Origin of the sequence: Shewanella sp. W3-18-1 (assembly GCF_000015185.1) — a bacterium.
GTDB classification, from domain to species: domain Bacteria; phylum Pseudomonadota; class Gammaproteobacteria; order Enterobacterales; family Shewanellaceae; genus Shewanella; species Shewanella putrefaciens.
In genome coordinates, this window is record NC_008750.1 from 1,823,092 (window position 1) to 1,844,111 (window position 21,020).

The following is a 21,020-nucleotide window of genomic DNA, read 5'->3' on the forward strand; positions in this document are numbered from 1 at the left end:
TTACAAATGCAAATCGTTATCATTTAGATGGATGGGAGTGATTCATACTTTTAGTGGATATAAAAAAGAATTGTATATTGTTTGTTGTGATAATGTTTGGTGATTGCTGTCGCTGACAAGAGAGACGTTTTTTGTGAAATGAGGTTATAAATAACGCTATAAAACAGTTGGTTAATTTGTTTTTGAGGTTTAAAGCTCTATTTGTCTCGACTCATTGAATGGATATAGAATACGCCAAAAATGATAGCTGCTAGTGACAAAATGATGTCAGTGTAAATCGACTGTAAATGTTTAGATATTGAACTTTCGATGAGAGGACGATGATATTTAGTTGTTTAAAAACAGCACTAAATAAAGGGTCATTAGGGCGTTAATAGGGTTTTGTGCAGAGTGGAAAGCTAATGTGTCATGTTAATTGTCCCGTTGAAAACCATTTTTAACGACGGCTTTCGGTTTTATTCCATAAACACGATGAATAAATATCTACCAATACTAAGGGAGTTCGACAAAGGCGGCGGTGAGTTTACGTACTAAAGGTAACACCATCAGTAATGTCGGAAAGGCGACAATCCATGAGATCAGCCAAGCGCCGAGCCAGAGTTCGATAAATTGCGGTGAAGCACCAACGCCATTGAAAGTGCTGATCCCAGAAACGATACAACTCATGAGAATAGAAAGAAAAAATGGCATCACCACAGTGGCATATTTGGCGGGTAATTTGGGTGTTCCCAAAAAAGTACGAGGTTTGTTATTGGCTAAAGATTTAGAAACGGTCATCGGATCCTCTAATGGAAATGTATCAGGCGAATGATTGGTCAAAGGTTAGCACTATACCTTCTTTTATCGACTTAATTCATCCAATTTGTTACCCAAAGTTCACCTGTCACATTGACCCAGTCACTGAGTGAGATAGGGGATTTTCCCAGTTCATTATCGAAGGGGAGCGGTAAGTTTGATTGCAACAGGTAAATCGTATCTTCGGGTGTTTGGCTGATGTCGATGATCTGTCCTGAAGCTTCAAAGTGACAGTTATGCAGCGGAAACTGCAGATGCTGGTATGGCGCCTGCTCAATGATGTCCACTTGAGGGCTCGCACTCGCCAGCCGCCCCAATAATTCAACCGTCACCCATTGGTTAAGGGGAAAGCGCGCTTTTGCCTGCTGATCGCTGCCTTGGTAGTAAAACCAAATTGGCGCGCCATTGTCGCATTTTGCGGCTACTTCCCCTTCAAATCCACAGCCCCATGGTGTGAGTTCGAGAATATAGATCCGATACTGCATAAAAAGTCCGTTTTATTGTCGAGGCCTCCATGCTACCGAGGAACTGTGACTAAATAAATACGCTGTTAGTTTAGGTCGCAGCCTTCATTGCGCGAGTAAATTCCCCAAGCGTTGCAAGTAGCTTAACTTCATCGTGCTGGTGGGTTTCGATGATTTTTACTACGGCAGAGCCAGAAATCGCCCCTGCAGCGCCCGCTTTGATGGCGGCGCTTACCTGTGAAGGCTCGGCAATACCAAAACCGAGGAGCGGTGGCGGGGCGTTAAAGGCTTTTAATTTAGATAAAATTTCCTCTACCGGCACGCCAGCTTTCGTGTCTGTGCCTGTGACTCCCGCGCGGGATAAGAGATAGGTGTAACCTTCACCACTTTTACTCACTTGTTCAAGGGTTTCACTGTCGGCATTGGGCGGCGCGATAAAAATCGGCGCAATACCATGGGCTTTAGCGGCTTCGCTAAAGGGCGCGGATTCTTCCACTGGCACATCGGCGATAAGCACTGAATCCACACCCGCTTGCTGCGCTTTAGCGTAGAAAGCATCGATGCCGTTAGCAAACACCAAGTTCGCATACAGCAGCAAACCGATTGGAAGTTCAGGATATTTAGCACGCACTTGCGCCAGTAATTCAAAACACGCCGTTGGAGTCGTGCCTGCGGCTAAAGAACGCAGGTTAGCGCCTTGGATCACTGGGCCATCGGCCAAGGGATCGGAAAACGGAAAGCCCAGTTCTAAGGCATCGGCGCCGTTTTGCACTAAAGTATCGATAATTTTTAGCGATAACTCAGGGCTAGGATCGCCAAGGGTGACGAAGGGGACAAAAGCGCCACGGCCTTCGGCCTTGAGTTTGGCAAAGGTGGCTTGGTAACGGGCCGCTTGGTAAAGGCTTGTGTTAGTCAATGTATCACTCATGTTCGTTATACCTCTTTACCATTCAAAATGTCAGAAACGGTGAAAATATCTTTGTCGCCACGACCGGAAAGATTGACCACTAAAATGGTTTCCTTGGTGCACTCGCGCGCCATTTTGACGGCATAGGCGATAGCATGCGCCGATTCCAATGCTGGGATAATCCCTTCACAGCGCGCCAGTTGTTGGAAGGCTTCTAAGGCTTCATCATCGGTAGCCGATTCATAACGGGCGCGGCCAGTGGCATTAAGATGTGCGTGCTGCGGGCCAACGGAAGGGAAGTCCAATCCGGCTGAAATCGAGTAAGATTCTTCGATTTGCCCTTCGCTGTCTTGCATCAAAGGCGCTTTCATGCCGAAGAAAATACCAGTCTTACCGTGTTTAAGCGGCGCGCCGTGCATTGGTGTGTCTATGCCTTTACCCGCAGGTTCGACACCAATCAGTTCGACACTGGGTTCGTCGATAAAGTCAGCAAACATACCGATAGCGTTCGAACCGCCGCCAACACAAGCGATAACAGCATCGGGCAAGCGACCTTCACGTTCCAGCATTTGCTTCTTGGTTTCTTCGCCAATAATGCGTTGGAATTCACGCACGATTGTTGGGAACGGATGTGGCCCCGCAGCGGTGCCCAGAAGATAGTGGGCCTTTTCGTAGCTGCCAGACCAGTCGCGCATCGCCTCGTTACAGGCATCTTTTAGGGTGGCAGAACCTGAGGTCACAGGAATGACTTCCGCGCCCATCAAACGCATTCTAAATACGTTAGGTGATTGGCGCGCAACATCTTTGGCGCCCATATAGACTTTACATTTTAAGCCTAACAGCGCGCAGGCAAGGGCGGTGGCAACGCCGTGTTGTCCTGCACCAGTTTCTGCAATAATTTCCTTTTTACCCATGCGCTTAGCCAGCAGGGCTTGGCCTAACACTTGGTTGGTTTTATGGGCGCCGCCGTGGAGTAAATCTTCCCGTTTAAGGTAGATTTTCACCATAGGATTTGGGCTTAAATTGCGGGTTAAGGTGAGTGCCGTTGGGCGACCCGCGTAGTTCTTCAGTAAATCGGTAAATTCGGCTTTAAAGTCGTCATCTTCCTGCGCTTCCACAAAGGCAGTTTCTAATTGCTTAAGGGCTGGCACTAAAATCTGTGGCACATACATGCCGCCGTATTCGCCGAAATAAGGGTTAAGCTTTAACGTTGACATACCTTTTTCCTTATCTTATCAATCAGTTTGTCTGTGGTTTCTCAACTCAAGCATTTGTTAAATGTACGCTGTTAAATTGAGCCACAGATATAAATGTGTTTTATCTCGCCGTTTAGAGACGTAAGTTGGCAAAAGCTGTTTGGATCAGTTGCGCCGATTTAATTCCTGCGGCGGTTTCTAGGCCTGAATTAAAATCTAAACCGTAAAATCCTTGGGCATTGGCACTGGCCACATTGTCGGCGTTGAGTCCGCCCGCCAACATGGCATGGGCCTTTTGCGGGCCGAGGGATTTCACATCAATGCTTTGCCAATTAAAGGCTTGGCCCGAGCCGCCAAATTGGTCTGGCGTTTTACTATCAAAGAGATATCGCGATGCTCCCTGGGGTAAGTTACCAAGCTCACCCGTTTGCGCATCGACGCTGACGGCTTTCCAAATTTGAGTGGTGAGTCCCGCTTGTTCAAGTCGCTCGGTGAGCACTGCGATTTCAAGTTCAGTTTCAGTGCCATGGAGCTGCACCGCCGATAACTGCAAACTGGCTGCGGTATCACAAATGGTTTCTGGCGCGGCATTAACAAACACGCCGACGAATTCAATGGCGGGAGCCTCGGATGCGCGATATTCCCTGAGCAATTGTTCAGCGGCATTAAGGGTTAAGGCGCGCGGGGATTTTTCAGCAAAAATCAGCCCGGCATAGACAGCGCCTGATGTTGCCGCGGCGCGAATATCTTCCATGCGGGTGAGGCCGCAGACTTTATTGTGACCGAAGATCAATTTACGGCAGGCTAAGTCGATATCAGCCTCGGCCATTATCGAACTACCGACGAGGAAACCATCAACCAGTGGACTCAGGCGGCGTACTTGCTCATTGTTGTAGATGCCTGATTCGCTGATCACCACGCGGTCGCTGCCAATGTGTGGCGCTAGCGTTTCTGTGGTGGCGAGATCGGTACTTAAATCCCTTAAGTTACGGTTATTGATCCCAATAATCGGCGCATCTAATGCGATGGCGCGTTTAAGTTCTTCTTCGTTACTGACTTCGGTCAGCACATCGAGTTGATACTTAGCGGCTTCTTTCGCTAGGCGGTGATATTGCGCATCATCGAGTACGGATAGCATCAACAGAATGGCATCGGCGCCTTGGTGGGCGGCGAGTTTAATTTGGTATTCATCGACAAAAAAATCTTTGCACAGAATAGGTTGGTTCACCCTAGCGCGCACCTTAGGGATATAGTCCATATCCCCTTGAAAGAATTGCTCGTCGGTTAATACCGAAATGCCCGCCGCATATTTACCATAGATATCGGCGATAGCTTCTACATCAAACACATCGCGGATAAGCCCTTTGGAGGGACTGGCTTTTTTACATTCTAAAATGTAACCCGCCTTGGGCGCCTTGAGTGCGGCAAATAAACTGCGGTCAGAGATTTTTGGCGACAGACTCGCCTCGGGGAAACGCAGCTTCAGGGCGGCAATATGGGCCGCTTTGGTATCGACAATACGGGTTAATACATTACTTTTGGGCATAGCGTCTTTTTCTGCCTGTGGCTGCATTCTAACGTCTTGGCTATCTGTTATCAGTTCTTGAGTCATTGCCACTTATTCCTTTGTTTCACTGCTGACTTTAGCTAATTGGCTTAACAATTCAAAGGCTTTGCCGCTTTGTATGGTACTGAGCGCAAGTAAGGTTCCCGCTTTGACTGAATCAGCAATCCCACACACATATAAAGCACAACCTGCATTGATGGCGACCGCATTGGCGTGCGCATCTGTGCCGCGACCTCTCAAAATTGCCTCGGTGATCAAGGCATTTTGCGCGGGTTCGCCGCCTTCTAAGTCACTGATTTGTGCTAAAGGTACACCTAAATCGGCGGGCGTGAGTTGATACTCTATGATGTCACCGTCTTTTAATTCGGCCACTAGGGTATTGCCGTGCAGCGCAACTTCATCTAAACCGCTGCCGTGCACTACCATAGCGCGTTTTGTGCCAAGCGCCTTTAATACTTTCGCTATCGGTAAGACTAACTCAGGGCTATACACGCCAAGCAACATAAACTCGGGGCGGGCGGGATTGATTAGTGGTCCTAACACATTGAATAAGGTGCGCGTTTTCAGTGCTTGCCTGACCGGCCCCGCATGTTTTACTCCGCCGTGGTAGTGGGGCGCAAATAAAAAGCACAGGTTCAGTGCGTCGAGGCAACGACTGGCGGTGTCTGGCGACATGGTTAAGTCGATGCCAAACTGCGCCAAAAGATCCGATGACCCCGATTTACTCGACACGCTACGATTGCCGTGTTTGGCGACCTTAGCGCCCGCTGCAGCGGCAACAAAGGCCGCTGTGGTGGAAATATTAATGGTATTAAAGCCATCGCCACCGGTGCCAACTATGTCAACGATGCCATTGCCAAGGTTATCGCCATTCGAGTAGGGAAACGTCTTGGCGGCGGCGCGCATGGCATCGGCGGCGCCGCTGATTTCATCAATGGTTTCGCCGCGAATCTTGAGCGCGACTAACATGCCCGCCATAGTGGCTTCACTCATTTCACCGCGAATTAACGCGCTAAAAATCTCAAAGGCTTGCTCGCGACTTAAACTTTTACCTTGGTATAAAAGGTCGAGTAAAGGCTGAATATGGTTCGTACTCATGCGTTTACTCCTGCTGTCATGTCTTGGGTCAGAAATGCCAAGGTTTGAATGAGCAGTGTGCTGCCCAACGTCGTCAGAATCGATTCTGGGTGGAACTGAAAGCCAACGGCTTTATGCTCAGGGTGAAGAATCGCCATCGGCATAGCGTCAGTGGTTGCGATCACTTGCAAGCAATCCGGTACTTGAGTGGCGACGAGACTGTGATAACGGGCTACGGGCAGGGGAGAAGGCAAACCGGCAAATACGCCAGTACCGTCATGGAAAGTCGGACTTGCCTTGCCGTGCACTACAAAAGGTGCGCGCGCTACTGTGCCGCCGTAATATTCCACCATGGCTTGATGCCCAAGGCAGATACCCAGCATAGGCACCTTACCCGCAACTCTGGCGATAAGTGCCATCATAGAACCTGCCTCATGGGGCGCACCAGGACCGGGTGATAACACGAGGGCTGCAGGCTCTTGTTCGTTAAGCAGTTTTTCAGCGATATAGTCGGCGGCAACATCGTTGCGGTAAATCACCACTTCACAACCTAGGCTGCGAAATTGATCCACTAGGTTGTAGGTAAAGGAGTCAAAGTTATCGAGTAGATAGAGTTTCATATTTGGCTCCTATTTAAATTGCACTGAAGTGTTTACTTGTAGTCCAGCGCCCATCTTGATGGCTGAAATCACGGCTTGGGCTTTTTGACGGGTTTCATCTGCCTCGCTTTGGGGATCCGAATCAAATACCACGCCAGCGCCCGCTTGAATAAAGGCGGTGCCATTTTTAACAAAGGCGGAGCGGATAACGATGCAAGTGTCCATGTCACCAAGGGCATTAAGGTAACCCACAGCGCCACCATAGCTGCCGCGGCGGGCTTTTTCTGCTTGGCGTACCAGTTGTGATGCACGTACTTTTGGTGCGCCCACTAATGTGCCCATATTCATACAGGCCTGATAAGCATGCAGGGCATCTAAATCTTGGCGCAGTTGACCCGTTACACGGCTGACGAGGTGCATCACGTGGGAATAACGGTCAACTTTTAATAGTTCGGCGACTTTGCGGCTGCCGCTTTGGCTGATGCGTGCGATATCGTTGCGAGCTAAATCGACCAGCATTAAGTGTTCCGACAGTTCTTTTTTATCTAAACGCAATTCAAGTTCAATACGGCTGTCTAAGTCAAAATCAATCTCGCCCGTGGCGGTTTTACCGCGTTTACGGGTGCCAGCAATCGGGTAGACTTCCACTTGATTACTGCTGGCATCAAATTTGAGCGCACTTTCTGGTGAGGCACCAAAAAGCGTAAAATCATGCCCCCTGAAATAAAACATATAGGGGCTTGGGTTCGTCAGGCGCAGGGCACGATAAGCCCCTAAAGTATTCGGGCAAGGCAAACTAAAGCTACGGGATGGCACTACTTGGAAAATATCGCCCGCAATAATGTGTTCTTTCAAATCGATAATGGTTTGTTTGAACACCTCATCGGAAATATTGACTTGCTCAGTTGCGTCGATGGCGACCAGTGTCGGTATATCGGCAGGTGAATTACCGAGGGTTTTACACTCTGCAGTTAAACTTTGTACCCGCTCACTTAGCGTTGCGGTGATGGTGGCATATTGAGCTGAATCGTGACTGAAGTTATGGGTAATGATGTCGGCTTGTTTTAGTTTATGGTCGATAAGGATTAAGGTTTCGGCGAGGTAGAATAAGTAGTCTGGGCAATCGTTATCGCGGTTCGGTACGGCGGGCAGTGGCTCAACGGTATCAATCAAGTCGTAGGCCAGTACGCCACCTAAAAACAGATCTTCAAAGGCGGGTTTAGTCTGGCTGTCAGTATGAGCGCCACAATCAATCTGCTGGATAAACATCCGCAGGCCATCGAGTGGCGAGGTCGATTTTAAGCGCGCATCTTCATCCTGCAGCTGAGTGTCTTTTTGCAGTGTGACCACTAAGGTCGAGTTATCTCTGACTAGATTTGCACTCGCGCTGAAAAAGTTTTCGATGGGGGCAAGTAAACTTGCGCCATTGTCGGTCAGTGCGGTGAAGGTCAGTTGATAACCATCGCAGCGGATCATCATGGCGGCATGGGTCATCACCATGCTTTTTAAATGATCTTTACTGTCGATTTCGGCCGATTCGAGCAACATAGTATGGGGTGCATCTTGGGTGATGTGCTGATATAAGCGCAGTGGATCGCTGTGGTAGGTTAATGCCGCCTTGAGCGTGCTTGAGCGTGCGAATGTCTGTTTGGGCATGTTCATATTCCAGCTACCTGATTAAATGTCTTTAACATTATGAGTTATCTCGCTTTCTTAATTTTTCACCCGAGTTTGCCGACATTTTTCGCACCTAACAAAAAAGCCCGCATTTCTGCGGGCTTCTTGTTGATTCTGGTCACTTTCAAATGAGCACAGAGCTTCACACCACCCGCTACGTTGGGAAGTGCCACCACCAAATGATGTTTAATGAAGCGTTAATGTGGGTCATTCAAAAGGGTCTCGCTAATTCGTTAATGGACCTATAGAAAACATGAGCCGAGCAATAATGTCAATTGAATATTTTTCATTTTCTGCGATTTATCCACTTCAATGAGGCATAAAATTGATATGACTTAGCGACAAAGTGCGAGATAGCAGCGCATTTGTTAACAAATGCGCGTACAATAGCGCCATGAATACTCAAAGCATATTGGCTGATTTACACAGCCACACGACCGCGTCCGATGGTCAGTTAACGCCGTCTGAATTGGTAGCAAGAGCCCTTGAAAAGGGCGTGCAGTTATTTGCGATCACCGATCACGACACTGTGGCAGGTTTACCTGAAGCCCGTGCCTTTAATCAGGCACAAGCTGCACCATTGAAATTGATTTCTGGCGTGGAAATCTCTACTCGCTGGAATAGTTACGATATTCATATCGTGGCGCTTAACTTCGATGCCGATAACCTCGCGCTATTAGCATTTTTAGAAAACCAGCGTGAATTACGTGAATTACGTGCCCAAGAAATTGGCCATAGATTAGCTAAAGCTGGTATCGAAGGTGCCTACGAAGGCGCTAAGGCGTTGGCGGGTGATGCCGCGTTGAGCCGTGGACATTACGCTCGCTGGATGGCTGATAAGGGTCATGCTGTGGATATGCCGAGTGTATTTAAACGCTATTTAGCTCGGGGTAAAACCGGTTATGTGCCCAATAATTGGGGCGATATGGCTAGCGCGATTGAAGTGATCCATAACGCGGGCGGGTTAGCTGTGTTAGCCCACCCTAGCGGTTACAAGTTATCCGCTAAGTGGCTTAAGCGCTTAGTGCGCGAATTTAAAGAAGCAGGTGGAGATGCCATGGAAGTGGTACTCGGCCAGCAAACGTTAGACGACAGGGCCAATCTTGTGGCGCTGAGCGTTCAAAACCAGTTGCTTGCATCGATAGGGAGTGATTTTCACTTTCCAAGCAATTGGATAGAATTAGGTAAAAATCTGTATCAGCCCCAAGGTATTGATTGGGTCTGGCAATCGAGATCTTGGATGGAACGACCATGAGTCAGTTTTTTTATGTACATGAAGTAAATCCGCAAGCCCGTCTTATCAGTCAAGCCGTCGCAGCCTTAAAAGCAGGCGGTGTGATTGTTTACCCCACCGATTCAGGCTATGCATTAGGCTGCTTGATTGGTGAGAAAGACGCGATGACGCGGATGGCGAGAATTCGTCAAATTGAGAACGATCATAATTTTTCATTGATGTGCCGTGATCTCTCCGAGCTTGCAACCTACGCCAAGGTGGATAACCAAGCCTATCGTATTCTAAAAAGTTGCACGCCTGGACCTTATACCTTCATTTTTAAAGCGACCAAAGAAGTGCCCCGTCGGCTGCAAAATGACAAGAAAAAGACCATAGGTATTCGCGTGCCCGACAATGTGATCGCACTGGCGTTGCTTGAAGCCTTAGATGCGCCGCTGATGTCGACCAGTTTAGTGATGCCAAATGCCGAGTTTGCCGAGTCTGATCCTGAACAAATTCGTGATTTGCTCGAGCATCAAGTGGATGTGATTATCCACGGTGGTTATTTAGGCGAAAAGCCGACGACTGTAATTGATATGTCTGAAGATGGCGCCGAGATTTTACGTGAAGGCGCGGGTGATATCACGCCGTTCCTCTAAATCTGCCGCATTAGATTTATCGCTAATGGATGCGGGTAAGTGATTCGGATAGTGGTAGTCAACATTTGGCAGTTTTATCGCCGTAAATTTACAGGTATAATCGCGCGTTTGGCGTTAGCCTAGGTTGGATAGCGCAGTGTTAACGGAGCAAGATAGCGGATGCAGGGCACGCAACAGAGTTTACCCTTAGCCGTTATTCGTGGTCAGGCCATGACCGAAATGCCGCTGGATTTGTTTATTCCGCCGGAGGCATTGGAAGTGTTCCTTGAGTCCTTTGAAGGACCATTGGATTTACTTTTATATTTGATCCGTAAGCAAAAATTAGACGTTGTCGATTTACCCATTCAGCAAATCACCGCGCAGTATTTAGAATATATTACGTTGCTGACTCAGGCTCGAATCGAACTTGCCGCCGATTATTTAGTGATGGCAGCAACGCTTGCCGAGATTAAATCCCGTTTGCTGCTGCCGCGTATGGTGGCCGAAGATGAGGTTGAGGAAGATCCACGGGCACAGCTTATTCGGCAGCTTAAAGCCTATGAAGTGATTAAAGAAGCGTCGCAAAAACTCGATGATTTACCGCGGCTCGAGCGGGATGTATTTCAAGCCAAAGCCGTGGCAGCACCCGGGATTAAGCCACTGGTGATCCCGCCAGAAGTTTCGTTGTTTGAAATTGCCCGCGCCTTTGGTGATGTACTCAAACGTATCGATGCCTATGAAGATCATCATGTTAAGCGTGAACAGTTATCGACCCGTGAACGCATGAGCCAGATTTTAGCCATGTTGAACTCGGAAGATTTTACGGCCTTTGAACGTTTATTTACCGTAGAAGAAGGCCGTGCTGGCGTGGTAGTCACCTTCTTAGCTTTGATGGAATTAGTCAAAGAATTATTGGTCGAATTGTACCAAACAGAACCGTTTTCAACTATTTACGTTAAGGCCTATTAATTGATGCAGATAAATCCGACTCAATTAAAACAGCTTATTGAAGCGAGTTTGTTTGTATTGGGGAAACCCTTGTCGGCGAAAATGTTGAAAGACACTGTCTTGGTGGATTTCACGGTTTCCAGAGACAAAATAAAAGCGGCATTGGATGAGTTGCAACAGGATTATCAAGACAGAGGTGTACAACTTGTGAAAGTCGCTGGGGGTTATCGCTTCCAGACCTTAGAAGTATTGAGTCCTTTTTTGCAGCCCCTGTGGCAGGAAAAAGCCCCTAAATATTCGCGTGCGACATTAGAAACTTTGGCGGTGATTGCTTATCGTCAACCTGTGACTCGTGGCGATATTGAACAGGTGCGCGGTGTGGCTATAAGTAGCCATATCATAAAAAGTTTGTCAGATAGACATTGGATTAAAGTAGTTGGTCATAAAGAAGTACCGGGGCGACCCGCGTTATATGCCACTACCTTAGAATTTTTAGCATATTTTGGCTTAGACACCTTAGCGGATTTACCGCCGCTGTCGGATACTGAGTCATTGCAGGCGGTTTTTTCAGGTTTGAAATCAGCGCCAGAACAGTCAGAAGAGCAAAATACTAATGAGTGAAAAATTGCAGAAAGTCTTGGCCCGTGCAGGCCATGGCTCCCGTCGTGAGATGGAGGCATGGATTGCTGCAGGCCGAGTTAGTATTGATGGTGAAATTGCTAGCCTTGGGGATCGTATTGAAGCCGATGCTAAAGTGCGTATCGATGGCAGAGCCATTTCGTTAAAGTCTGCCGAAGACGTGATTTGCCGTGTACTGGCATATCATAAACCCGAAGGCGAAATTTGCAGTCGTAAAGATCCTGAAGGCCGTCCAACGGTATTCGATCGCTTACCTAAAGTGCGTGATTCACGCTGGGTAGCGGTAGGTCGTTTAGACATCAATACCTCAGGTTTATTGTTGTTTACCTCAGATGGTGAGTTAGCAAACCGCTTAATGCATCCATCGAACGAAGTTGACCGCGAATACGCAGTGCGTACCTTCGGTGAAATCCCTGAGGCGACAGTGCAACGTTTGCGTACAGGTGTGATGTTAGAGGACGGCCCAGCACAGTTTGATAGCATCAAGCCAGCGGGCGGCGAAGGCATGAACCAGTGGTGGCATGTGTGTTTACGCGAAGGTCGTAACCGTGAAGTACGCCGTCTGTGGGAATCCCAAGAAGTGCAGGTGAGCCGTTTGATCCGTATTCGTTATGGTATGGTCGAATTGCCAAAATCACTGCCCCGCGGTGGTTGGGTTGAATTGCCCGTTGAACAAGTTAATTATTTGCGTCAATTAGCGGGTCTTGAGCCTGAAACGCGCACTATGCTTGCTGCTGATAAACACAGTGTGGCCCGTGCTCAGGTTAAAAGTGCCAAAATTCGCCGCGCGGTGCGTAAGCATAAAGTCACAGGGGCTGGAAAAGCTAAACCAACGCGCCAGCGCAGTTAAGTTGTTCTATCCCAATCAAAAGGCCGCTTCGCGGCCTTTTTGCTTTCTGTTATTTGCAGCTATGTTATAACAAGTCTCAGTTGGATTGAGGAGTGAATGGATGAAGCTAATTTCAGTAAAACGAATTTGGGAACAGGGTGCCCATAATGCATTTACCGATTTAATCAGATTTCAGGGGGCACTGTTTTGCGTTTTCCGTGAAGGTACTGCCCATGTGTCACCCGATGGTGCACTGCGTATTCTACGCTCAGCGGATTTAGGTGAAACTTGGCAGAGCGTGGCGCTGATCTGTTCGGATGAGGCGGATTTACGCGATGGTAAACTGATTGAGTATCAAGGAGAATTACTCTTACTTGGCGGTGGGACTTTGCACAATAAGTCAGGCTTACAATCACATCTTTGGCGTTCACTCGATGGGCTAGTGTGGTCGGATGCGCTCAAAATTGGTGATAAAGGTTATTGGTTATGGCGCTTAACCGAATATCAAAATGCACTCTATGGCGTAGGTTATCGCGCTGGGCCTGATGGCGATACCCGCTTGTATAAAAGTGATGATGGGGTGCAGTTTGAGACTTGGTTAATGGTGTTTAATAATCAGGGTTATGTCAATGAAAGTGCAATTGTTTTTGATCAAGACAACGGCTTTTGTCTATTGAGGCGCGATCCCGTATGGGGACCGGAATATGTTGGTTTGCTTGGTTGCAGTCAAGCGCCATTTATCGATTGGCAATGGCAAGAACTCGATAAGCGCATTGGTGGGCCAGTGATGTTGATGTATCAATCCCGTTTGTTGGCTGTAGTGCGTTTATATGATGAACGAGTTCGCACGGCTTTAGTTGAAATTCACCCCGATACTGGCGTGGTTCAAGAGTTACTGACGCTGCCATCGAAGGGCGATACCAGTTATGCGGGCGTTGTGATTGACGGAAATGAGTTGTGGGTAAGTTATTATTCAAGCCATGAGATAGCCAATGATCAACTTGATACACAGAATGTGCAGAATGAATCAAGTATAAGTACTCAGGCTAAAACGATGATTTATTTTGCAAAAATTCAGCTTGTGGGTGAGTTCTAAAAGCAAAAGGAGCCATAAGGGCTCCTTATGTTTAATCGCTATTTCACTTATTGAGCGTTAAACTGCTGTCCGTTGACGGCACTAGAATCTTGACCCATCAAATATAGATAGGTCGGCATGATCTCTTCAGCGGTTTTGAGATCCAGTGGATTCTCTGCGGGGTAGGCTTTAGCGCGCATCTCAGTGCGGGTAGCTCCTGGATTGATGCTGTTCACTCGAACTGAGGTGCCATCGCATTCATGGGCGAGAACTTGCATCATGCCCTCAGTGGCAAACTTAGAGAAAGCATAAGGTCCCCAATAGGCGCGGCCTTGACGACCCACACTACTCGACGTAAAGATAATTGATGCACTGGGTGCTTGACGCATGACAGGCAATAAGGCTTTTGTGAGCATAACTTGGGCCGTGACGTTCACTTTGAGCACATCTTCGAGTGATGAAATATCGATGTGTTCAAACGGACCTAAGGCACCGAGCAAGCTAGCATTATGTAATAAGCCGTCTAAATGACCAAATTGTTCTGCAATGGTGTCGGCCATATCTTGGTAGTTTTGTTCCGTTGCCCCCTTAAGATCCAATGGCACTATAGCAGGTTTGGGATAACCGGCTTGTTCTATTAGATCGTAAACCGCTTCCAGTTTTTTCACTGTTTTACCGAGTAAAATCACGGTGGCGCCGTGTTTTGCAAATGCAATAGCGGCCGCTTTACCAATACCAGCACCTGCGCCTGTGACTAAGATTGTTTTACCCTGAAGTAAATCTTTTGCTGCTTGATATTCCAACATGAGTCTCTTTTTCCTCTTGGCGAGAATGCCCGCCACTTCTCGACTAGCCGAAGTGATAAACGCATGTTTCAAACAAATGAATGAAACTTTGTTATAAATAGCAAAAATGTTTGTGACAAACTTGTGGCTAACTCAATATTTTTACGTTAACTTGAAACGAGTTAGGGGCTAACATAAGCCCTATTAGTCACAGATTTTTTGCTATTGTGACTAATTTCTTGGGGAAAACAAAACTATTACAACAAGATTTGGGGAAAAAAGATGAAAAGACTCATTTTGGGTGTTGCGATTGCATCTGCACTAGGCCTCACAGGATGTGGCGAGGACAGCTATAACGAACTCAAGGATAAGACGGAAGTGCTCATCCCTGAATCGCGTATGGTGTTTGACCCTGCCAACGCTAAAGTTCCATTACCAAATGATTTGCTGTTCAGTGGCACGACTGACGGCACATTAGCGATCCCTGGCGAAAGTTCGGGTAATTATGTTGACCCACAAATTGCCCTAGGGGCCTTAGATGGTTGGTCAACAACATCACCAATTTCTATTGATATCGATTTAGCGAAAAAACATGACGGGACACCACTGACCTTAATGGCTGCATCGGTTGCACAGCCGGGCGCGGTGAGAATGTTTGAGGCCACTGTAGGCGGTGCACTATCGTCTGATCCCGAATGTAAGGCTAAACCGTCTGTTTCAGCCTGTAAAGTTGGCGCAGAACTGCAGTTTGGTGTTGACTTTGTATCAACCGCATCGGGCAACAAAGTGGTCATCGTACCGCTTAAGCCACTTAAAGCAGGCCAATCCTACATCTATGCGACGACCAATCTTATTCAAGATTCTGAAGGTCGTGGTATTGCGCCTTCAACAACCTATGGTTTGTTGAAGATGGATATCAATACGTTACCACTGGAAACGCCTGATCAACTGATGTTGCAAACCTTAGTCAACAGTTATGAAAAAGGGATTGCTGCCGCCCATAATGTAGACACTACCACGATTAATTATGCAGGACTATTTACCACCCAATCAGTGGCAAATGTCTATGAAACTACTAAGTTATTGATGGCCCAAGGTGCGCCATATGCCCCAAGTTTTGCCCAAATGCCAACACCAACAGGATTGACTGTTGCACAAGTGGCGGGGATAACAGATCAAACCAGTCCAGCATATGTCGTTGCAAACTTGGCTGATGTTTATACTGCGAAAATTAAACTCCCCATTTACGGTGATTGTTCTTCTGTCAGTTGTTTATCTTCTTCAGGACAACCATTAATTAATGGTCGTTGGAAAGCCCAAGGTGATAGTCCAGTTTCTGTGTTATTAGCATTGCAAGCGGGAACGTTGAGCCAAACTAACTTTGGTATGCAAGCTGTGGCTAACGGTATTGCCAATCCCGCTGATGCCTTGGCAAATCCTTCGTTAATGGCGGGTAAAACTTGGTTGTTAGATGATGGCACTGCGGTAGATAAGACTAAACATCTGACTAAGTTCAATCCTATCCCCGAGATTAAGGGATATGAAACGGTCCCCGTGCTGATTTCAATGCCTAACCCGACAAAATTGGCCGCATTTTATCAGCAGCAGGGTAAAACCTTTACACAACCAGCGGCCGGCTGGCCAACAACGCTTGCACTGCATGGTTTAGGTGGCGGTAAAGAGATGTCACTCGCCTATGCTGGCAGCTATGCGGCTATGGGCGTCGCAACCATTGCTATTGATATGCCGCTCCATGGAGCGCGTTCATTCGATGCTAACGGTGATGGTATTTATGAAGTCACTGCAACCGATCCTGCCTTCGGTGCAGTTGTGGGTAACTCGGAAGCCTTTAAAAATGGTAACCCGTTGGTGTTTGTGAATATTTCTAGCACGCTATCGGTGCGAGATAATTTCCGTCAAGCGACGATGGACCATTTAGGTGTAAGGCTGGCACTGACTGGATTAGCACAAGGGTTAGCACAGGCTGGACAGCCGCAACTTTTTGATGTTTATAACATCAGTGTACAAGGGCTTAGCTTAGGTGCGATAGTTGGTACCGATTTTGCGACCTATGCCAGTACAGGCATGAAACATCCAACGACGGGCGAGGCGTTACAAAATGCCTATGCTATCAAGGCTGCATCCTTAGTTGCTCCTGCTGGTGGCTTAGCGGGCGCATTTGCAGGTTCTGCAACCTTTGCTCCTGTACTGTTTAGTAATATTACGGCATCTACCACCTTCAAAGCGCTAGTGGATAAGGCTAATACCGCAGGTTATGAAGTCGGTAGCCCTGAATATGCGGCATTAGTACAAGCGGTTTACGCGCAATTTATTCCAACCTTTGCTTTTGCAGTACAAACTGCGATTGACTCGGCGGATCCTGTTAACCATGCTGCTATGTTAAAAGCGACTGGTTTACCTGTACATCTTATTGAAGTCGCGGGAGATGGTAATGGTAACTTAGGTGATCAGGTCCTACCAAACCGTGTGGATAATTTCCCATTATCCGGAACCGAACCTCTGATTGCTTCATTAGGTTTACCTTGTGTTGATAGCACAACTAAAGGAAAAGGTGTAGTTCGTTTTGCTAAAGGTCATCATAGTTCGCTTGTTGATCCTAAAGAAAAGGAATCAACGGATGGTTTGGCAGCCGCTGCAACGGTTGAAATGCAAACCCAAGTAGCAACCTATGCCGCCAGTGGTGATGCAACCATTTTAGTGACAAACAGCAACGTGATTGCGACTTGTCCTAACTAATATTGCCTTAATCTGAAAAACCCAGCTCACGCTGGGTTTTTTTATGGGCCTTTAGGCTGTTAGAATAGCCCGCAATAAATTAAGTGAAGAGATACGCAAACCTGCGTCCCAACGGAGAACACTTTGGAATTTTTATACGAATATGGCATGTTTCTGGCGAAAGCTATCACTATAGTGGTCGCAATTGTGGCCGTTATTATTGTGGTATTGGCTTCGACTGTGAAACATAAATCAGATAAGGGCGAGTTGAGGATTACCAACTTATCTGAAGAGTTAGAAGAGCTTAAACATGGCTTAAAAGAAGAATTACTCTCAAAAAAAGAATTCAAAGCCTATGAAAAACAGCTAAAAATAGATGAAAAGGTCAAGGACAAAACAGAGGGGGATACCAGTAAAGGTAAGGTTTTTGTTATTGATTTTAAGGGCAGTATCGATGCAGCTGAGGTTGCTTCACTGCGTGAAGAAATCAGTGCCATTTTAGCCATTGCCGAAAAAGGTGATGAAGTCGTTGTTAATGTTGAGAGTGGTGGTGGAATGGTCCATGGCTATGGTTTAGCCTCTAGCCAGTTAGATCGTTTACGTCAAGCCGATATCCCGCTAACGGTCTGTGTTGATAAAGTCGCTGCCAGTGGTGGTTATATGATGGCTTGCGTAGCAAATAAAATTTATGCCGCGCCTTTTGCTATCGTCGGTTCCATTGGTGTTGTTGCTCAATTGCCGAACTTTAATCGTTTACTGAAAAAACATGAAATTGACTATGAGCAGCATACGGCTGGCGATTTCAAACGGACGTTAACGGTTTTTGGTGAAAACACCGATGAGGGAAGGCAGAAGTTCCAAGAGGAACTCGAAGAAACCCATGTGTTGTTCAAAGCCTTTGTGAGTAAATATCGCCCCGAACTGAATTTGGAGAAGGTGGCAACGGGTGAGCATTGGTATGGTCAGCAGGCCATTGAACTCGGACTTGTTGATGAAATTCTGACGAGTGATGATGTTGTCATGTCGCTGGCGAAAGATCGCAAAGTGTATAAGTTGCGTTATCAAGTGAAGAAAAAGTTGGCAGATAAGATTGCCCATGGAGCCTCTTTATCTGTTAATGCGATTTTTAATCGTCTTATCGAAAAAAATCGTCCAATGTAATCTCGATAATAACCTTCTGATTTTATAACCATTAAAACGCCTGCAAATGCAGGCGTTTTGGTTTAGTGAGCTTATTGTGTTACATAGAAGACGTTAGATTTGATAACTAATATGTTGATGGAAGCGTATCACTAAGTCTTCACGCTCGGGGTCAATACCGATTTCGGCAGCAAAGGCTTTGAGTGCGGTTTCGACATTATTCATAAAACGTCCATAGCCAGCATCATCGCAATCCTTGGTGCCCGCAACAATCGTAAAGTGCGCCGCTTCAACTAAATTATCCGCATCCCAGCGGCGGATCACTTGCTGCTCTGTCGCATTAGGATCGAACCCTATCATTTGTACTTCAGTTTTGCTGTCCAGTTTTTCAAACTTACTATTGCGTACTAATGGGGTTAAGCCATTCGCAATCATCGCGAGTCGAGTCAGTTGCCTGTTTGCAGCAGCTTTGAGGAAGCTATCTTCAAGATGTTGATATAAAGGTGTAAAGTCGGTTGCCGAGTCAGGCAATAAACCTTGTTTAAGCTTACGGCTGAGTGGCAAGCTCACGGTGACATAGGTCAGTGAACTGACATTTTCTGGTAGTTCACATTTTCTAGCCTTATATCTTGGACCGATAGCTCGCAGCTTATAGCCATAGGTTTCTTTATTGCCTTTGGCTTTGGCAAACAGGTCATAGGATAAGTGTTGATGGTCACGGATCTTCACCTTCAGATCGGTTATCGGCAATTGCGGCATTAATTCATTGAGTAATTCGCGTACACGGATATGGAAACTGGCCGAGTTACTACGAATATCTTCACCAGTTGCGAGAAATACGATACGTAATTTACGCGCACGATAATTATCTTGCGTGAATAAATTTTGGGCCTCGTGGTAGGCAGGATTGTAGAAAAATAAAATTTGTTCGGTGGTTTGGAAGCAATAGGCTTCAGTATGAAAACGTACAACAGGCAGTTTATCGTTAGTGATCACGTGGACATTACGGAGATCGTGTTGTTCTGCCAAATTAAATATCAAGCGGCTCAAGGTCTGATAACAGCTTTGATAGTCTGGATATTGACTCAGTAATTCATCCGTCACTTTGATTTCGGCTGTGATGAATTGGTTGGTACGGGCTTCCTTGGGTATGTACACTTTTTGCTGATGGCTAAGGGACATATTGACTCCTTGTTTGAGTTAACCATTTGCTAACACTAATTTTACTGTTTATATATGATGTTATTCTTGCGTTAGAACACGTTTTTATCGCTCAAGCATGAGTTTAAGTCAGCAAGCTGTTTATTAGCTTAAAATATCCACAAACTTATTGGTTTAAGGCTTTTTCTATCCAAGGTTGCATCCATGCGGCAATTTTTGCTTGGGCCTTTTCATTGGGATGAATGCCATCCCGTTGCATTAAGTCTGGATAAGGAGCGATTTCCTGCATAAAGAATGGAATTAATTCAATATTCTGTGTTTTGGATATGTCTTGATACACTTGGGTGAACTTTTGGGTATAGCGAGGGCCATAGTTAGGCGGTACCATGATTTCGGTGAGTAATACTTTGGCGCCACTTTTTTGCGCTAGAGTAATGATTTGGATTAGATTATTTTCGAGTTGCGTTGGTGGGAATCCACGTAAACCATCATTCCCTCCCAGTTCAACGACCACAAGATCTGGAGAGACAGAATCGAGTAAAGCGGGTAATCGGCGAAGGCCGCCTGCGGTAGTTTCTCCGCTAACTGAACCATTAATAAACTGATGTTCAGGGAGATTTTTTTGCAACATTGCGACCCAGCCCAGTTGTTCCGACATGCCATAGCTTGCGCCTAAGCTATCGCCAAGGATCAGTACCTTCGCCGCATGAACTGGCGTAGCCATTAACATACTCAGTAGGATGAATGCCCCCAGGGTCTTCGCCATTGACTTTAATCTTAGCGATTGATACCAGAACGATTTATATAAGAAGGATCCTATGTCTAACGTCATCTTAAAAAACAGTGCCATCAATGTGGTTAACCTCGAAAAATCAGTGATCACTCAGGAAGGAACGCTCACTATCCTCAAGGGCATTAACTTAGATGTCAAGCAAGGCGAGAGTGTGGCGATTTTAGGACCCTCTGGATCGGGTAAATCCACCTTGCTTGGATTGCTCGCAGCACTTGATACGCCGACATCGGGTGAAATTTGGCTCGATGGCGTGGCGTTATCGCCACTCAATGAAGAGCAAAAAGCGGCACTACGTAAACAGAAAGTGAGCTTTATTTTTCAATCTTTTATGTTGGTTGATACCTTAACAGCACTCGAAAATGTGATGTTACCCGCCGAACTCGCAGGGGTGAAAAATGCCAAGGAAAAAGCGCAGGCCATGTTAGAAAGGGTGGGGTTATCCCACCGCTTGACCCATTTACCCAAACAGCTTTCGGGTGGGGAGCAGCAAAGGGTCGCGATAGCCCGTGCTTTTATCTGTGAGCCAACAGTGCTGTTTGCCGATGAACCTACGGGGAATTTAGATGGTGTTAACGGCCATAAGATCGCCGATATGTTATTTGAGCTCAATCAAGAAAGTCATACCACCTTAATTCTTGTCACCCATGATCTGTTACTTGCTAAACGCTGCCAGCGGCAGTTGGTGATGGATAATGGCCATTTACAGGAAGATAACGCCAGAGCTGTTGTCTCAACCCCATCCGTTGCTCCCGATATACTCGCTAATGCTAAGGAGGCTTAA

20 protein-coding genes and 1 other annotated feature are annotated in these 21,020 nt (G+C 46.7%); of the genes, 9 read left to right on the forward strand and 11 right to left on the reverse strand.

What is annotated here, in order from left to right; all coding sequences use genetic code 11:
* Positions 1–492: 492 nt before the first annotated feature.
* The 8 genes from SPUTW3181_RS08340 to SPUTW3181_RS08375 all read right to left on the reverse strand — a co-directional run bounded on the left by SPUTW3181_RS08340 (position 493) and on the right by SPUTW3181_RS08375 (position 8,261).
* Positions 493–777 (reverse strand): DUF2798 domain-containing protein, encoded by a 285-nt coding sequence (locus SPUTW3181_RS08340; protein ID WP_011788935.1) that lies wholly within the window; start codon positions 775–777, stop codon positions 493–495.
* A 71-nt stretch (positions 778–848) separates the two neighbouring features.
* Positions 849–1,280, reverse strand: coding sequence for a hypothetical protein (locus tag SPUTW3181_RS08345; protein ID WP_011788936.1), 432 nt, complete (start codon positions 1,278–1,280; stop codon positions 849–851).
* Between the two features lie 70 nt (positions 1,281–1,350).
* Positions 1,351–2,187 carry a tryptophan synthase subunit alpha gene (gene trpA, locus SPUTW3181_RS08350; RefSeq protein ID WP_011788937.1) on the reverse strand — a complete coding sequence of 279 codons (837 nt, stop codon included), beginning with the start codon at positions 2,185–2,187 and terminating at the stop codon, positions 1,351–1,353.
* A gap of 5 nt (positions 2,188–2,192) precedes the next feature.
* The gene (gene trpB, locus SPUTW3181_RS08355; protein ID WP_011788938.1) at positions 2,193–3,383 is read right to left on the reverse strand and encodes a tryptophan synthase subunit beta; all 1,191 of its coding nucleotides are present in this window, start codon (positions 3,381–3,383) and stop codon (positions 2,193–2,195) included.
* Positions 3,384–3,495: 112 nt separating this feature from the next.
* The gene (gene trpCF / locus SPUTW3181_RS08360) at positions 3,496–4,974 is read right to left on the reverse strand and encodes a bifunctional indole-3-glycerol-phosphate synthase TrpC/phosphoribosylanthranilate isomerase TrpF (RefSeq protein ID WP_011788939.1); all 1,479 of its coding nucleotides are present in this window, start codon (positions 4,972–4,974) and stop codon (positions 3,496–3,498) included.
* 6 nt (positions 4,975–4,980) lie between these two features.
* Positions 4,981–6,027 (reverse strand): anthranilate phosphoribosyltransferase, encoded by a 1,047-nt coding sequence (gene trpD, locus SPUTW3181_RS08365; RefSeq protein ID WP_011788940.1) that lies wholly within the window; start codon positions 6,025–6,027, stop codon positions 4,981–4,983.
* Positions 6,024–6,626, reverse strand: coding sequence for an aminodeoxychorismate/anthranilate synthase component II (locus SPUTW3181_RS21795; protein WP_011788941.1), 603 nt, complete (start codon positions 6,624–6,626; stop codon positions 6,024–6,026). The genes trpD and SPUTW3181_RS21795 overlap by 4 nt, the downstream gene beginning before the upstream one ends.
* A 9-nt stretch (positions 6,627–6,635) precedes the next feature.
* A complete protein-coding gene (locus SPUTW3181_RS08375) occupies positions 6,636–8,261 on the reverse strand; it encodes an anthranilate synthase component 1 (protein ID WP_041408165.1) in 1,626 nt (541 codons plus the stop codon).
* Positions 8,262–8,358: 97 nt separating this feature from the next.
* Positions 8,359–8,466 (reverse strand) — a sequence feature (Trp leader region).
* Between the two features lie 210 nt (positions 8,467–8,676).
* Between SPUTW3181_RS08375 and rnm the strand changes: the two genes are divergently transcribed.
* From rnm to SPUTW3181_RS08405, 6 genes are all read left to right on the forward strand, one after another.
* Positions 8,677–9,537: an RNase RNM gene (gene rnm, locus SPUTW3181_RS08380; RefSeq protein ID WP_011788943.1), complete on the forward strand. Its 861-nt coding sequence runs from the start codon at positions 8,677–8,679 to the stop codon at positions 9,535–9,537.
* Positions 9,534–10,154 carry an L-threonylcarbamoyladenylate synthase gene (locus SPUTW3181_RS08385; protein ID WP_011788944.1) on the forward strand — a complete coding sequence of 207 codons (621 nt, stop codon included), beginning with the start codon at positions 9,534–9,536 and terminating at the stop codon, positions 10,152–10,154. The genes rnm and SPUTW3181_RS08385 overlap by 4 nt, the downstream gene beginning before the upstream one ends.
* Positions 10,155–10,313: 159 nt before the next feature.
* Positions 10,314–11,102: a segregation and condensation protein A gene (locus tag SPUTW3181_RS08390; protein ID WP_011788945.1), complete on the forward strand. Its 789-nt coding sequence runs from the start codon at positions 10,314–10,316 to the stop codon at positions 11,100–11,102.
* Positions 11,103–11,105: 3 nt separating this feature from the next.
* Complete coding sequence (gene scpB / locus SPUTW3181_RS08395) at positions 11,106–11,702, forward strand: SMC-Scp complex subunit ScpB (protein WP_011788946.1); 597 nt, start codon at positions 11,106–11,108, stop codon at positions 11,700–11,702.
* Entirely contained in the window at positions 11,695–12,570 is an 876-nt protein-coding gene (rluB, locus tag SPUTW3181_RS08400; RefSeq protein ID WP_011788947.1) for a 23S rRNA pseudouridine(2605) synthase RluB, read from the forward strand. Before scpB ends, rluB begins: the two co-directional genes overlap by 8 nt.
* A gap of 100 nt (positions 12,571–12,670) precedes the next feature.
* Entirely contained in the window at positions 12,671–13,645 is a 975-nt protein-coding gene (locus SPUTW3181_RS08405; protein WP_011788948.1) for a hypothetical protein, read from the forward strand.
* A 47-nt stretch (positions 13,646–13,692) separates the two neighbouring features.
* Here SPUTW3181_RS08405 and SPUTW3181_RS08410 read toward each other — a convergent pair whose 3' ends face one another.
* A complete protein-coding gene (locus SPUTW3181_RS08410; protein WP_011788949.1) occupies positions 13,693–14,430 on the reverse strand; it encodes a YciK family oxidoreductase in 738 nt (245 codons plus the stop codon).
* A gap of 261 nt (positions 14,431–14,691) precedes the next feature.
* Between SPUTW3181_RS08410 and SPUTW3181_RS08415 the strand changes: the two genes are divergently transcribed.
* Together SPUTW3181_RS08415 and sohB are read left to right on the forward strand one after the other, a co-directional pair.
* Positions 14,692–17,166 (forward strand): VolA/Pla-1 family phospholipase, encoded by a 2,475-nt coding sequence (locus tag SPUTW3181_RS08415; protein WP_011788950.1) that lies wholly within the window; start codon positions 14,692–14,694, stop codon positions 17,164–17,166.
* Positions 17,167–17,289: 123 nt separating this feature from the next.
* Positions 17,290–18,306 (forward strand): protease SohB, encoded by a 1,017-nt coding sequence (gene sohB, locus SPUTW3181_RS08420; protein WP_011788951.1) that lies wholly within the window; start codon positions 17,290–17,292, stop codon positions 18,304–18,306.
* Positions 18,307–18,399: 93 nt separating this feature from the next.
* Here sohB and SPUTW3181_RS08425 read toward each other — a convergent pair whose 3' ends face one another.
* Together SPUTW3181_RS08425 and SPUTW3181_RS08430 are read right to left on the reverse strand one after the other, a co-directional pair.
* On the reverse strand, positions 18,400–19,467 hold the full coding sequence (locus SPUTW3181_RS08425) for a DUF3083 family protein (RefSeq protein WP_011788952.1): 1,068 nt from the start codon (positions 19,465–19,467) through the stop codon (positions 18,400–18,402).
* A 145-nt stretch (positions 19,468–19,612) separates the two neighbouring features.
* Entirely contained in the window at positions 19,613–20,212 is a 600-nt protein-coding gene (locus SPUTW3181_RS08430) for an arylesterase (protein ID WP_011788953.1), read from the reverse strand.
* 52 nt (positions 20,213–20,264) lie between these two features.
* On the opposite strand from SPUTW3181_RS08430, the gene SPUTW3181_RS08435 reads away from it, so the two are divergent.
* Positions 20,265–21,020 carry an ABC transporter ATP-binding protein gene (locus SPUTW3181_RS08435; protein ID WP_011788954.1) on the forward strand — a complete coding sequence of 252 codons (756 nt, stop codon included), beginning with the start codon at positions 20,265–20,267 and terminating at the stop codon, positions 21,018–21,020.

Bases quoted from the DNA above. Each gene is read 5' to 3' on its own strand.
- SPUTW3181_RS08340 (WP_011788935.1), bottom strand. From the start codon at position 777: ATGACCGTTTCTAAATCTTTAGCCAATAACAAACCTCGTACTTTTTTG.
- SPUTW3181_RS08345 (WP_011788936.1), bottom strand. From the start codon at position 1,280: ATGCAGTATCGGATCTATATTCTCGAACTCACACCATGGGGCTGTGGA.
- trpA (WP_011788937.1), bottom strand. From the start codon at position 2,187: ATGAGTGATACATTGACTAACACAAGCCTTTACCAAGCGGCCCGTTAC.
- trpB (WP_011788938.1), bottom strand. From the start codon at position 3,383: ATGTCAACGTTAAAGCTTAACCCTTATTTCGGCGAATACGGCGGCATG.
- trpCF (WP_011788939.1), bottom strand. From the start codon at position 4,974: ATGACTCAAGAACTGATAACAGATAGCCAAGACGTTAGAATGCAGCCA.
- trpD (WP_011788940.1), bottom strand. From the start codon at position 6,027: ATGAGTACGAACCATATTCAGCCTTTACTCGACCTTTTATACCAAGGT.
- SPUTW3181_RS21795 (WP_011788941.1), bottom strand. From the start codon at position 6,626: ATGAAACTCTATCTACTCGATAACTTTGACTCCTTTACCTACAACCTA.
- SPUTW3181_RS08375 (WP_041408165.1), bottom strand. From the start codon at position 8,261: ATGCCCAAACAGACATTCGCACGCTCAAGCACGCTCAAGGCGGCATTA.
- rnm (WP_011788943.1), top strand. From the start codon at position 8,677: ATGAATACTCAAAGCATATTGGCTGATTTACACAGCCACACGACCGCG.
- SPUTW3181_RS08385 (WP_011788944.1), top strand. From the start codon at position 9,534: ATGAGTCAGTTTTTTTATGTACATGAAGTAAATCCGCAAGCCCGTCTT.
- SPUTW3181_RS08390 (WP_011788945.1), top strand. From the start codon at position 10,314: ATGCAGGGCACGCAACAGAGTTTACCCTTAGCCGTTATTCGTGGTCAG.
- scpB (WP_011788946.1), top strand. From the start codon at position 11,106: ATGCAGATAAATCCGACTCAATTAAAACAGCTTATTGAAGCGAGTTTG.
- rluB (WP_011788947.1), top strand. From the start codon at position 11,695: ATGAGTGAAAAATTGCAGAAAGTCTTGGCCCGTGCAGGCCATGGCTCC.
- SPUTW3181_RS08405 (WP_011788948.1), top strand. From the start codon at position 12,671: ATGAAGCTAATTTCAGTAAAACGAATTTGGGAACAGGGTGCCCATAAT.
- SPUTW3181_RS08410 (WP_011788949.1), bottom strand. From the start codon at position 14,430: ATGTTGGAATATCAAGCAGCAAAAGATTTACTTCAGGGTAAAACAATC.
- SPUTW3181_RS08415 (WP_011788950.1), top strand. From the start codon at position 14,692: ATGAAAAGACTCATTTTGGGTGTTGCGATTGCATCTGCACTAGGCCTC.
- SPUTW3181_RS08425 (WP_011788952.1), bottom strand. From the start codon at position 19,467: ATGTCCCTTAGCCATCAGCAAAAAGTGTACATACCCAAGGAAGCCCGT.
- SPUTW3181_RS08430 (WP_011788953.1), bottom strand. From the start codon at position 20,212: ATGGCGAAGACCCTGGGGGCATTCATCCTACTGAGTATGTTAATGGCT.
- SPUTW3181_RS08435 (WP_011788954.1), top strand. From the start codon at position 20,265: ATGTCTAACGTCATCTTAAAAAACAGTGCCATCAATGTGGTTAACCTC.